Source organism: Myxococcus sp. MISCRS1 (genome assembly GCF_026626605.1).
Taxonomy (GTDB): domain Bacteria; phylum Myxococcota; class Myxococcia; order Myxococcales; family Myxococcaceae; genus Myxococcus; species Myxococcus fulvus.
This window is the reverse complement of sequence record NZ_JAPNKB010000001.1, coordinates 7,218,477-7,233,662: the sequence shown is the minus strand read 5'-3', so window position 1 is coordinate 7,233,662 and position 15,186 is coordinate 7,218,477. Positions and strand designations below refer to the sequence as shown.

7 protein-coding genes are annotated in these 15,186 nt (G+C 72.5%); 4 read left to right on the top strand and 3 right to left on the bottom strand.

What is annotated here, in order from left to right; translation table 11 throughout:
- The first annotated feature begins 23 nt into the window (after positions 1–23).
- From OWM54_RS28790 to OWM54_RS28775, 4 genes are all read left to right on the top strand, one after another.
- Entirely contained in the window at positions 24–1,634 is a 1,611-nt protein-coding gene (locus OWM54_RS28790; protein ID WP_267699584.1) for a CocE/NonD family hydrolase, read from the top strand.
- Between the two features lie 251 nt (positions 1,635–1,885).
- On the top strand, positions 1,886–3,727 hold the full coding sequence (locus tag OWM54_RS28785) for an OmpA family protein (protein ID WP_223781540.1): 1,842 nt from the start codon (positions 1,886–1,888) through the stop codon (positions 3,725–3,727).
- Between the two features lie 13 nt (positions 3,728–3,740).
- The gene (locus OWM54_RS28780; protein WP_267699583.1) at positions 3,741–8,171 is read left to right on the top strand and encodes a DUF4215 domain-containing protein; all 4,431 of its coding nucleotides are present in this window, start codon (positions 3,741–3,743) and stop codon (positions 8,169–8,171) included.
- Positions 8,172–8,275: 104 nt separating this feature from the next.
- Complete coding sequence (locus tag OWM54_RS28775) at positions 8,276–11,971, top strand: serine/threonine-protein kinase (RefSeq protein WP_223751398.1); 3,696 nt, start codon at positions 8,276–8,278, stop codon at positions 11,969–11,971.
- 13 nt (positions 11,972–11,984) lie between these two features.
- Here OWM54_RS28775 and OWM54_RS28770 read toward each other — a convergent pair whose 3' ends face one another.
- The 3 genes from OWM54_RS28770 to infC form a co-directional block, all read right to left on the bottom strand.
- Positions 11,985–12,344, bottom strand: a complete 360-nt coding sequence (locus tag OWM54_RS28770) for a hypothetical protein (protein ID WP_223751397.1) — start codon at positions 12,342–12,344, stop codon at positions 11,985–11,987.
- 174 nt (positions 12,345–12,518) lie between these two features.
- Positions 12,519–14,138, bottom strand: a complete 1,620-nt coding sequence (locus OWM54_RS28765) for a sigma 54-interacting transcriptional regulator (RefSeq protein WP_223751396.1) — start codon at positions 14,136–14,138, stop codon at positions 12,519–12,521.
- A gap of 220 nt (positions 14,139–14,358) precedes the next feature.
- A complete protein-coding gene (gene infC / locus OWM54_RS28760; protein ID WP_223751407.1) occupies positions 14,359–15,108 on the bottom strand; it encodes a translation initiation factor IF-3 in 750 nt (249 codons plus the stop codon).
- Positions 15,109–15,186 lie beyond the last annotated feature (78 nt).

Sequence of the window (15,186 nt, the reverse complement as noted above, 5' to 3'; positions counted from 1 at the left end):
CTCGCAGTCCGGTGAGGTGCTCCATGGCGCAGCGTCTGCTCTCGCGGTGGTTCCCCCGTTCGTCCCTGTTCGTCGCATTGTTGATACCCGTCCTCGCGACGGCGGCGGTGCCCTCGCCACTCCCGGTTGCCCACGGCGTGCTCACGGCCGCGGCGACGACGGGCTTCAAGTTCGTGGACATCCCGGTGGGCGACGGGGTGGTGCTCAAGGCCAACCACATCGCCCCGACGACGCCCGGTCCCCACCCGGCCGTCGTGTTCATCTCCAGTTGGGGACTCAACGACCTGGAGTACCTGGCCCAGGCCAAGGCGTTGGCCGAGCGGGGCTACGTGGTGCTGTCGTACACGCCTCGGGGCTTCTGGGCGTCGGGGGGTGGAATCGACACGGCGGGCCCGGCGGACATCGCGGACACCTCGCGCGTGCTCGACTGGCTGGTGGCGAACACGCCGACGAACGCGGCGCGCATCGGCCTCGCGGGCGTGTCGTACGGCGCGGGCATCTCCCTCATCGCCTCCGGCTTCGACTCGCGCGTGAAGGCCGTGGCCGCGCTCTCCGGATGGACGGACCTGGTGGCGTCGCTGTACGGCGGTGACACGCGCAGGCCCCAGGCGGTGGCGCTGCTGGACCTGGCCGCGCGCTTCCTCGGCCGTCCCAGCCCCGAGCTGCGGACCCGCATCGACGACTACTTCGCCAACCGGGACATCGAGGGCCTCAAGCAGTGGGGGCGCCTCCGCTCCGCCTCCACCTACGTGGACCGCATCAACGCCAACGCGCCCGCCATCCTCATCGCCAACGCGTACGGCGACAGCATGTTCCCTCCCAACCAGCTCGTCTCCTTCTTCAGCCAGCTCACCGGCCCCAAGCGATTGGAGCTCGCGCCCGGGGACCACGCCGTCGTCGAGGCCACGGGCCTGGTCGGCCTGCCCAACCCCGTGTGGACCAGCGTGACGCGGTGGCTGGACCAGCACGTCGCCGGCATCGACACGGGCATCGCCAACGAGCCGCCGCTCGTCCTGCGCACCTACGACGGCGACGTGGAGGGTTATTCCACCTGGGCCGCTGTCTCCTCCAGCACCCAGCGCCTCGGCCTGGGCGCCATCCGGCTGCTCGATGGCACCGGCACGCTCGGAGGCGCCCCATCCACGAGCGGCGCGCGGACCCTCTGGGGCGGCGTCGATACCATCGCCGACGCGGGGGTGCCGCTGCTGACCAACGGTCTGCAGGCGCTGACGGGAATCCCTCCCATCGTGTGGCTGCCGGGCGTCAACCGGCTGCGCGCGGGCGTGTGGACCTCGCCGCCGTCCTCGCGCGAGCTGTCCCTGCGCGGCACCGCCACGCTGCGGCTGCGCATCACCCCGACGACGGCCTCCGGTACCGTGGTCGCCTATCTCTATGACGCCGTGGGGGACTTCGGCGGCCTCGTCACCCACGTGCCGCTGAGCTGGCACGGCGCCACGCCAGGCACGCCGCTCGACCTGGACCTGGTGTTCCCCGCCACCGCGTATGACGTCCCGGCCTGGCATCAGCTCGCGCTCGTGGTCGACACCGAGGACCCGCTCTACCTCGGCGCCAACACCCTCAACGCCACGCTGACCGTGGGCGGACCCTCCTGGTTGGATTTGCCGCTGCGCTAGCGTGAGGTGTTCCCACCCTCTCGGAGGGGGAGACTCCGGGAGGGTATGCCAGCACCCGCCCCCTTTCGCTGACACGTCAATGGCGCGTCGGTGCGGGCCAATGGACCTCCTGACACGTCAGCAAAGCCTCGCAGGTCCTCACGTCCCATTCGGTGACGCGATGGCCCGTGCCATGCAGCTGTCCATACCCACACAGTCGTGGCAGAAGGCCGTGCGCGCGCTCAGTGCGACGCCCGGACGTGGAGGAACCCTTGAATTCTCGAAGTCATCATTCCCTGCTCGGAGGGCTGGCCGTTCTCTGGGCCCTCTCCGCTCAAGCGCAGGTCCAGCGGATTCCCAACCTGGAGCTGGAGCGGTTGCAGCTCAACCCCGGCGCCAAGGACAGCCTGGTGCTGTCCACCGGTGACTTGCTCCCGGACGGCACCTTCCGGCTGGGGCTCACGGCCCACTACGAGCGCAAGCCGCTGGTGCTGCTGCGCAACGACGATGAAGTGGGCACCATCATCTCGGACCGCGTGACGGTGCACCTGAGCGGCGCCTACGCCGTGACGGACTGGTTGGAGTTGGGTCTTCAAGTTCCCATCGTCTCGCAGTGGGGCCCGGACACGACGGCGCTCGGCTTCCAGACGCCGTCCACGCTCGCGCTGGGCACGCCGTGGGCGCAGGCGCGCGCGGGGCTGTTGTCCGAGGCGCGCGGTGGCCCGCTGGACGTGGGCCTGCACCTGGGCGCGGCGCTGCCTTTGGGCAGCAAGGACACGCTCACGCGGGACCAGGGCTTCGTCTTCACCCCCCGCCTGGGCCTGGGCAAGAAGGTGGGCGACGGCTGGCGCGTGGGCGCGGACGTGGGCGCGCTGGTGCGCACCAAGAAGTACGCGCTGACGCCCAACGCGGACCCGCTGCAGGACGAGCTGGGCGTGGAGATGAACGGCGGCGTCAACGTGACGGCCCACCTGTTCGGCCTGCGCGAGGAGCTGGTGGTGCGCGGCACCCTGCCGTTCGCGGACGCGCCCGAGTCGATGGAGGTGCTGCTGGGCCTGCGCTCGCCGGTCAAGGCGGGCACCGAGTTCTACGTCATGGGCGGCCCGGGCTTCGGCCGGACGCCCGGCACGCCCGAGTTCCGCGTGCTGGCGGGCGTCAACTTCGGCCCCCGCGACGATGCGCCCGCATGTGTCGCGGGCCAGCCCCACGAGCCCGCGCGCTGTCCCGACCTGGACGCGGACGGCGACGGCGTGACGAACGCGCAGGACCGCTGCCCCACCACGCCCGGCCTCGCCGAGCTCAACGGCTGCCCGGACGGGGACGACGACAAGGACGGCATCCCCAACCTGGCCGACAAGTGCCCCGCCCAGCCGGAGAACATCAACGGCTTCCAGGACGAGGACGGCTGCCCGGATGACCCGGACTCCGACAACGACGGCGTCACCGACTCCAAGGACGCGTGCCCGAAGGAGCCCGAGGACAAGGACGGCTTCCAGGACGAGGACGGCTGCCCGGACCCGGACAACGACAACGACGGCGTGCTCGACGCCAAGGACGCCTGCATGAACGAGGCGGGCCCGAAGGAGAACCGCGGCTGCCCGGACAAGGACCGCGACAACGACGGTCTGGTGGACCGGCTGGACAACTGCCCGGACGAGCCGGGACCGGTGAAGAACCACGGCTGCAAGCAGAAGCAGCTCGCGCAGATTGGCGAGGGCCAGATTCGCATCCTCGAGGCCGTCTTCTTCGAGAACAACAAGGACCTCATCAGCCCGCGCAGCTTCAAGCTGCTCGACGGCGTGGCCGCCATCCTCGTGTCGCACCCCGAAATCGAGAAGGTGCGCGTCGAGGGCCACACCGACAACACGGGCAAGGCCGACTACAACCTGGACCTGTCGCAGCGCCGCGCCGAGGCGGTGGTGAAGTACCTGGAGGGCAAGGGCGTCAAGCGCGAGCGGCTGGAGCCGCGCGGCTTCGGTCCCCAGAAGCCCATCGCGGAGAACACCACCAAGGCCGGCCGCGCCAAGAACCGCCGCGTGGAGTTCCGCATCGTCGGTGACGCCGATGGCGTCGAGACGAAGAGCGGCGAGCCCACCGACACCCTCGAGAAGTGAGGAAAGACCTTCCATGCCATCATCAGACACGCATCCCATCGCCATGAAGCGGGCCCGGACGGGCCCGTCCGTGGCCGCGCTCGCCCTGGCGCTCATCACCACCCTCACCGGCTGCCAGGAGCAGCAGCCCACCGCGCTCGTCTCGACCGAGGCGCCCGGCGCGCAGCGCTCCGAGCTGGCCGCCCCCGTCGTCGGTGACGGGCGCATCCAGCCCGGAGAGGAGTGCGACGACGGCAACACGGTGAGCGGCGACGGCTGTTCCGCCACCGGCACCATCGAGGCAGGCTACCTGTGTCACGTCCCCGGACGGGCCTGTTCGCTCGCGTCGCTGTGCGGCAACAACGAGGTCAACCCGGGCGAGGCCTGCGACGACGGCAACACGACGCAGGAGGGCAACGGCTGCTCGACGACGTGTGATTTGTCCCTGTGCGGCAACGGCGCGTTCAACAACCGCCAGTGGCCCAACTTCGACCAGGAGGTCTGCGACGACGGCAACCGCACCGAGGGCGACGGCTGCAACCGGATGTGCGAGGTGGAGCCCGGCTTCGCCTGCTCCGGCACGCCCAGCCGCTGCGTGAGGGCGGGCATCGCCTTCTTCAACACGGGCGTGGACCAGAACAACCGCCGCCTGGAATCCGGCGCGGACCCGCACTGGTTCTACTCCGGCACCACGACGGGCGCGGCCGTCGGCGCGCGCAGCGCCGAGGACTGGCCGCAGGAGATCCAGACCGCCACCTTCATGGTGGCCCCGCTGGGTGCCCCCACGTGCGTCTACCAGGACTTCATCATCCCCTCGACGACGAACGTCGCGCAGTTCCGCATGCGCATCGCCACGTTCAACGACAACTCGTTCGACGGCGCCACCGTCAACGGGCAGCCCTTCACGCCCGTCACCGTGAGCGAGCCCCCGGGCTCGCCGTGGCAGAAGAGCATCATCCGTGAGTTCGGCACCACGGCGGCCTGGAAGACGGGCCTCAACCGGCTGGAGCTGTGCAACGAGAACGAGGCGTCGCCCCCCAACGCCTTCCGCTACCTCTTCGTGGACGCCTACGACGACCGCTGCGGCGACGGCGTGGTGTCCCCCCGCGAGGAGTGCGACGACGGCGACACGTCCAGCGGCGACGGCTGCAGCGCCACGTGCGGCATCGAGCCCGGCTACGGCTGCAGCGGCCAGCCCAGCTCCTGCGCGGCCACGTGCGGCAACGGCCTGCTCAACTCCGGCGAGCAGTGCGACGACGGCAACCTCACGCCGAACGACGGCTGCAACGCGTCCTGCCGCGTGGAGTCCGGCTACGCGTGCCCCACCCCCGGCCAGGCCTGCGTCGCCACGTGCGGCAACGGCGCGGTGGACCCGGGCGAGCTGTGCGACGACGGCAACAACATGTCCGGCGACGGCTGCTCCAACGCGTGCCGCGTCGAGAACGGCTACGAGTGCTCGGGCGCGCCCTCCAACTGCGCGCCCACGTGCGGCAACGGCGTGCTCAACCCGGGCGAGCTGTGCGACGACGGCAACACGAACCTGGGCGACGGCTGCTCCAACGCCTGCACCCTGGAGCTGGGCTACACCTGCCCCACCGTGGGCCAGCCGTGCGTGAAGACGTGCGGCAACGGCACCGTGGACCCGGGCGAGACGTGCGACGACGGTAACCTGAACCCGGGTGACGGCTGCGCCACCGAGTGCAAGCCGGAGCCGGGCTACTCGTGCAGCCGCCCCGCGAGCGGCCCGTCCGTGTGTGTCGCCACCTGCGGCAACGGCGCGGTGGACGCCAACGAGGAGTGCGACGACAACAACACCTCCAACGGCGACGGCTGCAGCCAGGGCTGCGCGGTGGAGTCGGGCTACCAGTGCTCCGGCGCGCCCTCCACGTGCACCACCGTCTGCGGCGACGGCATCCGCGCCGGCGCGGAGACGTGCGATGACGGCAACACCGTCGCGGGGGACGGCTGCTCGGCCACCTGCGCCGTGGAGCCGGGCTACAGCTGCCCGCCCCCGGGCAACGTGTGCAGCCAGACGTGCGGCAACGGCGTCGTGAACCCCGGCGAGACGTGCGACGACAACAACACCACCTCCGGCGACGGCTGCTCCAACACGTGCGCCCAGGAGCCGGGATACACGTGCAGCGGTCAGCCCAGCACCTGCGCCACCACCTGCGGCGACGGCACGGTGGCCGGCGGCGAGGTGTGCGACGACGGCAATCTGGAGTCCGGTGACACCTGCTCGCCGCGCTGCCTGTGGTCCAACGGCCAGCCCTGCGCCGCGTCCGGCGTCTGCGACAGCGGCCTGTGCAACCCCTACTCGAACGTCTGCATCAGCGCCAACGTCTGCGGCAACGGGCTGTTGGACGAGGGTGAGCAGTGCGACGACGGTGACACCACCGCCAACGACGGCTGCTCGGCCACCTGCACCGTCGAGACGGGCTACAGCTGCGCGGGCCAGCCCTCCGCGTGCGCGGTGACGTGCGGCGACGGCATCAAGGCCGCCGCCGAGGCGTGCGACGACGGCAACACCACCGCGGGCGACGGCTGCTCGGCCACCTGCACCATCGAGGCGGGCCACGGCTGCAAGAACACCGACGTGCACGCCCTCTACACGCGGCTGGGTCGCTCGCAGTGCACCAACGTGTCGGACATCGCCCAGCCGGACCTGGCGGCGCTCGCCGCCGAGGCGGCGCTCACCGTGCCGGGCCGCTACCGCGCGGCCTATGTCTCCGGCGCGGTGAGCTACTCGGGCACCGACAACTGGTACCCGGGCCTGTTCGGCTTCAACCACGTCACGGGCGCGGGGACCCAGCGCTTCACGCTGGGCCGCCTGCCGCTGTCGGGCCCGGCCTCCGCCACCCGCGACGCGGCGATGGGCCTGGGCTTCGGGCATCACCAGGACTTCGACGCGCTCTCGGGCGAGGTGCGCCTGGCGCTCGTCGACACCGACTGCGCCGACAACAACAACACGGAGACGCAGGTGGCCTACCGGGTGGACTCGCTGTCCATCTGCCAGCTCATCCCCGTGCTGACGGACCCGGCGCCGGGCGGTGTGACGGACCCGGTCATCGGCGGCACCGGCTCGCCGGGCTCCACCATCGACGTCTACGTCGACGGTGGCACCACGCCGGTGTGCACCGTGGTGGTGGACGCCGCCGGCCGCTGGACGTGCGATCTGGGCAACATCCCCGAGGGCACGCACTCGGTGGTCCTCACCTCCACGGAGGTGGGCGCCACGGAGACGGCTCCGCCGGCCACCATCATCGTCGAGCTGACCCCGCCGACGACGCCCGTCATCACGGGTCCGGCCAATGGCTCCACGGTGTCCACCGGCACGCCGCCCATCAGCGGCACGTCCGCCCCGGGCACCACCGTCACGGTGCGCGAGGGCACCACCGTGGTGTGCACGGCCACCACCGATGCCAGCGGCAACTGGAGCTGCACGCCGACGACGCCGCTGCCGGACGGCTCGCACACCCTCACCGCTACGGCCGTCACCCCGGAGGGCAGCACCAGCGAGACCTCCGCTCCGACGACGTTCATCGTGGACACCACCGCCCCGGGCGCGCCGGTCATCTCGGGCCCCGCGGGTGGCTCCACGGTGTCCACCGGCACGCCGCCCATCAGCGGCACCTCGGAGCCCGGCGCCACGGTGACGGTGCGCGAGGGTGGCACCGTGGTGTGCACGGCCACCGCCGACGCCAGCGGCAACTGGAGCTGCACGCCGACGACGCCGCTGTCCGAGGGTCCGCACACCCTCACCGCCACGGCCACCGACGGCGCGGGCAACACCAGCCCGCCCTCGGCGCCGGTGACGTTCACCGTCAGCACCACCGTGCCCGGCGCGCCCGTCATCACGGGGCCCGCCAACGGCTCGGTGCTGGCCGACGCCACGCCCGCCATCTCCGGCACCGCCACGCCGGGCGCCACGGTGACGGTGCGCGAGGGCACCACCGTGGTGTGCACGGCCACCGCCGACGCCAGCGGCAACTGGAGCTGCACGCCGACGACGCCGCTGGCGGATGGCTCGCACGCCGTCACCGCCACGGCCACGGACCCGACCTCGGGCAACGAGAGCGGGCCCTCCAACGTCGACACGTTCCGCATCGACACGCAGGCGCCGGACACGTCCTTCAGCCGCACGCCGGGCGCAAGCTCCGGGAACACCGAGTCCCCGTTCGCCTACGCCTCCAACGAGGAGGGCGTGACGTTCGAGTGCAGCCTGGACAACGGGCCCTACGTCGCCTGCCAGGACACCTACGACGTCCGCGAGGGTGAGCACGTCCTGCGCGTGCGCGCCATCGACAGCGCGGGCAACGTGGACCCGACGCCCGCCGAGCACCGGTGGACGGTGCTCAACTCGCGCGCCTTCGCGGGCGGCGGTTGCAGCGCGGCGCCGGCCTCGTCGGCGGGCCTGGCCCTGCTGGCCCTGCTGGGCCTGCGCCGCCGCAAGGCGCGTCGGTAGTCCGTCTTCCACCGCCGGGGGGTCCACATCCCTTCCCCCAGTCCCCTGCCCCGGGGACTCGTGGACCTCCCGGCGGGTCTCCCCGCCTCGTCGCGCAACCCCGTATGCTGGGGGCCGTGGACAAGGCGGGGAAGACGCAGGAGAGGTACGAGGAGGAGCTGCTCCTCGCGCTGGACTACGGGCTCGTCTCCGCCCAGGAGGCGACCGCCCTGCGCGAGGAGGCGCTCGGCCTGGGCAGAAGCCCGCTGGAGCTGCTGCGCGCTCGCGGCGGGGTGAGCGAGCACACGCTGAGCACCCTGCGCGAGGAGCTGGGCCCCCCGTTGGAGGACACGGCCAGTGGGGGCGCCCCGCTGGAGGCCACCACGCTGGACCCGCGCACGCCCCCGGTGGCGCCCCCCGTCGCCGCCCTGGAGGATGACGCGAGCGAGGCCCCCGTCTTCCCGGTGCCGGACTGGAACCGCTACCAGCCGGTGCGCTTCCTGGGTCAGGGAGGCATGGGGCAGGTGTTCCTGGCGTATGACCCGCTGTTGCGCCGCAACGTCGCGCTCAAGTTCGTGAAGGGCGGAGACCCGGAGCTGGCCAGGCGCTTCCTGTCGGAGGCGCGGGCCCAGGCCCGGGTGCGCCACGAGCGGGTGTGCGAGGTGTACGAGGTCGGCGAGGTGCAGGGGCGCGGCTACATCGCCATGCGCTACGTGGACGGCCAGCCGCTCGGGCAGCTCGCCGCCACGCTCACGCCGGAGCAGAAGGTGCTCGTGCTGCGGCAGGCCGCCGAGGGCGTGCACGCCGCCCACCGCGCGGGCCTGGTGCACCGGGACATCAAGCCCGGCAACATCCTGGTGGAGCGCACCGAGGACGGGGGTTACGCGCCCTTCGTCATGGACTTCGGCCTGGCGCGCGACTGGCGCGAGGAGGCGGGCCAGAGCGGCGTGGTGATGGGCACGCCGCACTACATGGCCCCCGAGCAGGCCCGCGGGGACACGTCCCGGCTGGACCGGCGCGTGGACGTCTACGGGCTGGGCGCCACGCTGTACGTGCTGCTCACCGGCCAGACGCCCTTCGCGGGGAGCGGCCAGGACGTCATCACCCGCCTGCAGACGCAGGAGCCGCTGCCGCCGCGCGCGGTGGACCGGGACATCCCCGAGGACCTGGAGGCGGTGGTCCTCAAGTGCCTGGAGAAGGAGCGCTCGGCCCGGTACGACTCGGCGCGCGCGCTGGCGGATGACCTGGAGCGCTTCCTGGGCGGGGAGCCGGTGCAGGCGCGGCGGGGCGTGGGCTACCGGCTGCGCAAGAAGGCGCGCAAGCACCGCGTGGCCTTGAGCCTGGCGGTGGCGGCGCTGACGGTGGTGGCACTGGCGCTGGGGCAGGCGGTGGTGGCGCGCAAGGAGGTGGCCGAGCGCGAGCGGCTCACGCGCAGCTTCACCGAGCGGGTGGAGCGCATCGAGGCGGCCGCGCGCTACTCCTTCCTGTCGCGCCTGCACGACACGCGCGAGGACCAGCAGGCCCTGCGCGCCAGCATGGACGCGCTGGAGGTCGAGGTGCGCGAGGCGGGCGAGCACGCGGTGGGCCCCGGGCACTACGCGCTGGGCCGCGCGCTCCTGGCCCTGGGCGACGTGGAGGGCGCCCGGGCGCGGCTGGAGTCGGCGTGGCGCCACGGCTACCGCGAGCCCCGCGCCGCCTGGGCGCTGGCGCTGGTGCTGGGAGACCAGTACCGGGAGAAGCTGCTGCTGGACGTCGAGCGGAGGAGCCAGGAGCAGCGCGAGGCGCGCCGGCGCGAGCTGGAGCAGCGCTACCGCGACCCGGCGCTGGCCTACCTGCGCCAGGCCGAGGGGCCGGACGTGCCCGCGCCGCCCTTGTACGTGAAGGCCCTGTTCGCCTTCCATGAAGGCCGTCACGAGGAGGCCCTGGCGCACCTGGACGCCATGGGCAACACCTGGCCCTGGTTCTACGAGGCGCCCCTGTTGCGCGGCGACGTGCACCTGGCCCGCGCCACCGCGCGCTGGCACCAGGGCGACAGCGCGGGCTCCCAGGCGGACCTGGAGGCGGGGCGGCGCGCGTATGCCCAGGCCATCTCCACCGCGGAGAGCCAGCCGGACACGCACTACGCCCTGGGGCGCCTGGAGCTGGCGGCGCTCGTGATGGAGCTGTACGGCTCCGGCGACGTGCAGCCCCCGTACGAGCGGGGCCTCGCCGCCCTGGGACGCGCGCTCCAGGCCGCGCCCGGACACCACCGCTCGCTCATCGTGCTGTCGCGGCTGCACCGCCGGCTGGGAGAGCAGCACGCCAACCAGAACGCGACGGACGTGGAGGCGCTCTTCGGCAAGGCCATCGACGCGGCCAGGGCCGCGCTGAAGCTCGCGCCCCCCGCCGAGCGCGTCACGCTGGACCTGGCCATCATCCACCGGCTGTGGGCGCGCCACCTGCAGCGGCTCTCCCAGGACCCGCGCGAGCAGCTGGGCCACTCCATCGAGGCCTTCGAGCAGCTGGGGCCCGAGGAGCGCGACTACGCCTTCCACGCCAACCTGGGCGTGACGCATCAGGTGTGGGCCGACTACGAGAGCGGGCTCGGGCTGGACTCGCTGGAGCACCAGGGCAAGGCCATCGACGCCTACCTGGCCGCCATCCGCCTGCGCGACACCCAGGCCGACGCGTGGATCAACCTGGGCAACGCCTACCGCGCGAGGGCGGGCCTCACCCGGGCGCCGGACGCGCAGGGGGACCTCACCCGCGCGCTGGAGGCCATCCAGCGCGCGCTCGCCCTCAACCCGCGCAACGTCATCGCCTGCTACCAGGGCGCGGACGTGTCCGAGCAGCTGGCGCGCTGGCGCCAGGAGCACGGCCAGGACCCGAGGCCCGACCTGGAGCGGGCGCTCGCGCTCTACCGTCAGGGCCGCGACATCAACCCCAAGCTGCCCCAGCTCGCCAACGGCCTGGGCGCGGCCCTGCTGTGGTGGGCCGAGCAGCGCTGGGAGGAGGGCGAGGACGTGGAGGCGCTCCTGACGGAGGCGCGCGAGGCCTTCGAGCAGGCGCGCGAGGCGGCCCCCCAGCAGAGCTACGCCTACAACAACCTGGGCGAGGTGGAGGCGGTGCGCGCGGGCTTCCTCCTGGCGCGCGGGCAGGACCCGTCCTTCGGCCTGAAGACGGCGGAGGCCGCCTACCGCAAGACGCTGGAGATGATGCCCGGCGACGCGGACATCTGGACCAACCTGGCCCGCGTGCACGTGCTCGCGGCCACGCACGCGCTGCAGGAGCGGCGCGCCGTGGCGCCCGGGCTCACCCGCGCGCAGGAGGCGCTGGACCGCGCCCGGCAGCTCAACCCGCGCCTGGGCTACGCGTGGCGCTACCAGGGCGCCCTCCTCGACGTGCACGCGCGCGAGCGGGTGCGCCTGGGCACCGCGAAGGAGGAGGACTTCCGGCGGACCGAGGACGCGCTCGCCCAGGCGGTGGCGCTGTCCCCCCGGCGCCAGGAGTACGTGCTGGCGTCGAGCGAGCTGGCGCTGGCCTGGGGGCGCTGGAAGGCGCGCCAGGGCGGGGACGCGACCGGGAAGCTGACGCGCGCCCTGGAGGGCGTCGAGCGAATCCTCGCCGCCCGGCCGAAGTGGGCCCGGGCACGGCTGCTGCGCGCCGGGCTCCTGTGGGCGCTGGCGGAGGGCACCGCCGTCCCGGAGCAGCGTCAGGCGTGGACGGCGCGCGCCCGCGAGGACGCGGAGCAGGCGCTGGCGAGCAACCCGCACCTGGCCTCGACGTGGAAGGCGCGGCTGGCACCGGACCTGGAGCTCTCCGTCCGGCCCGCCGCGCCCTGAGCCCCACGCCCGATTACTTCTTCGGGTCCTCGGGCGGGTCCGTCGTCACGTCCAGGCCGCCCTTCTTCGTCTCCGCGTTGGAGCCGATGAAGCTCGCGGCCTGGGACGGCGGGGGCGCGGGAACCACGACGTCGAACGGGTAGAGGCGCTTGAGGCACGTCTGCGTCACCTGCTGGTCGCTCTCCTGCGCCAGCGGATTGGACGTGTCCAGGGTGAAGGAGCCCGGCCCCGAGAGGCAGGTGGTCCCGTCCTTGAAGACCACCAGGGCGGAGGAGATGCCTTGCAGCTTGAACTCCACCTCCTCGCCGTGCTTCACGATGTTCGAAGGGCTGTAGATGATGTCGTCGGACGTGATGGTGACGGTGACAGTCATGGGCCGTGACTCCTTCCGGGTTGGAACCGCAGATGCGCGGTGTGGGTTGCAGGCACCGTACCAGAGGCGACCGACGTGTCCGTCCCTCGGAGCGGGTGCTTCACCCGCGCACGGCGCGCGCACGCGGACACGTCAACGACGTGTCACCCCCGGGGACTGACGTGTCCGGCGCGCTCACGCGTCCGACAGGCCCAGCTCGCGCACGCGGCGCTGGAGCGCGCGGCGGGAGACCTCCAGCCGCTGCACCATCTTGTCCAGGTCTCCCGCGCACTCCTGGAAGCAGCGGGTGATTTCCTCCGGGCTCAAGTCCCGCGCGGTGCGGATGAGCGAGCTCTTGTCGATGAGCACGTAGACAGACGGACGGGGGATGCCGAGGAAGTCCGCGGTGGCCTTGAGGTCCCACGAGCACGCGCGCAGCGCCTCGAGCAGCTCGTCCTCCCCCACCTCCGAGGGCTTGCGGCGCGAGGACTTCGCCTCCCCCGCCGCCTCGGGGACACCCGCGCCGGCCGGGGCCAGCACCCGCCCGGGCACCGGCAGCGACTCGGCGTCCAGCGTCTGCTCCAGCCGCGAGTCCACGCGCAGGCCGGGCAGGCCGCGGCTGCCGATGACGAGCTGCCGGGTGATGTTGCGCAATTGCCGCACGTTGCCGGGCCACGCGTAGCGCAAGAGCCGCACCGCGACGGACGCGGGCAGCCAGGGCGCCGCGCGCGGGTCCGTGGGCGACAGCCGCCAGCCCTCGCCCGTCGTCTCCAGCTCCTGCCGGGCGAAGTGGAGGAACAGCGGGCCGATGTCCTCGCGCCGCTCGCGCAGGGCAGGCACGCGCAGCTCGAAGCCCGCCAGCCGGTGGAGCAGCGGCGCCTTGAACAGGCGCTCCTCGATGCGCGCCTCCAGGTTGGAGTCCGTGGCGGCCACCAGCCGCACGTCCACCGGCACCGGCGTGTGCCCGCCCACCGGGTACACCTCGCCCGTCTCCAGCACGCGCAGGAGCGCGGCCTGCACCTCGGCGGGCGCCTCGCCCACCTCGTCCAGGAACAGCGTGCCGCCGTGCGCCGCGCGGAAGAAGCCGTCCCGGTCGCGGCTGGCGCCCGTGTACGCGCCGCGCTGCGCGCCGAACAGCTCCGCGGCCACCAGCTCCTTGGAGAGCGCGCCCAGGTTCACGCTGACGAACGGCCCCGAGCGGCGCGGCCCCTGCTCGTGGATGGCGCGCGCCACCAGCTCCTTGCCCGTGCCCGTCTCGCCGCGGATGAGCACCGGCACCGCCAGGTCCGCCACCCGCAGGATGTCGTCGCGAAGCTGCTGGATGGACTGGCTCTGCCCCACCAGCCCCAAATCCCGGTGGACCGACGGGGCGGCCGTGGACGCCAGGTGCAGCAGCAGCACCACGCGCTCGGCGAGCACCAGCGGCACCCCGGCCACCAGCTCCTCCTGGGTGAACTCCCGGCCCCCGGCCACCGACTCGCCGGCCACGCACACCTGGGTGCCATCCTCCGGCACCCGCAGGCGCAGCCCCCCCTGGGCCGCGGGCTCGAAGAGCACCGGCGTCCGGCTGAGGAAGGGGTCTCCCAACGGCAGCGCCAGCAGCCCCCCGGGCCGCGAGAAGTCCGGGGCGTTGCGCGACAAGGCCGCCGTCCGGCCCACGCTGGCGAGCACCTCCAAGAGGAGCTGCTCTCCGATGCGCTGGGGGTGGGGATGAGACACGACAGTCAGCGCTGGCACACTCCGCGGGGCCGTCGCGGGTGGGCCTTTCGTCTGCACGGCGGTCGTCGACATGTCGGCGGCGAGCTTCTGCTGCATGGGGCTGAGTTCGGTTTACAGGCGCTTCCAACCTATCAGCCTACACCGGCTCGACAGGGGTTGTTCGCCTGGACCGCTTTCACCGGACAACCCTGCGCCTGTCCGCCTCATGCCTCCCGCCGCGCCACCTCATTCCAGGGAGACTGGAAGAGGACCGGCGCGGCCCGGGAGCGTCTCCCCTACGCGGTGGAGGTCATCCACCGCGTGCGGGGCGTCTTCTTCAGGGGGTGGTGCCCGCCGGGGTGGACGCGGGTGCGGACGCGTTCTCCTCGGTGGTGGTGCTGGTGCTCGCCGCGGCGGGCGCGGCGGGCGTCTCGGCGGCGGGCTTCTCGGCGGAAGGCTTCTCCGCGGCGGCCTTCTCGCCGGGCGGCGGGCCGCGCTTGGCCTCGGCCGCGGCGGCGCGGACCTGCTCGCGGGCGCGCTGGGCCACCTTCGGGTTGGGCGCCAGAATCATGAACATCAAGCGCCCTTCCATCCGCGGCGGCTGCTCCACCACGGCGACATCCTTCAGGTCCTTCGCCACGTCGTCGAGGATGGCGGTGCCCTGCTCCTTGTGCGTGATTTCACGCCCGCGGAACTGGATGACGACCTTCGCCTTGTCGCCCTCTTCGATGAAGCGGCGCGTGTTGCGGACCTTGAAGTCGTAGTCGTGGTCCTCCGTCTTCGGACGGAGCTTCACTTCCTTCAGGTGGACCACGACCTGGGCGCGCTTGGCTTCCGAGGCCTTCTTCTTCTCCTCGTACTTGAACTTGCCGTAGTCCATGATCTTGCAGACTGGCGGCGAAGCCATCGGGCTGATCTCGACGAGGTCCAGCCCCTCGGAGCGCGACTTCTCGAGCGCGGCCTCGAGCGGCATGACGCCGAGCTGCTCGCCGCCCGAGCCGATGACGCGGACTTCGCGGGCGCGGATGCGGCGGTTGGTCCTCTGGTCGCGGCTCTGGCCGCGGCTGCTTCTCTGATCACGAAGAATGTTGCGCTCCTTCGAAGGGGTGTAGGACCTGCTACCCAAGGGTGTGGCAGGTCGCGAAGTTACGGCATGGCTCGGGTG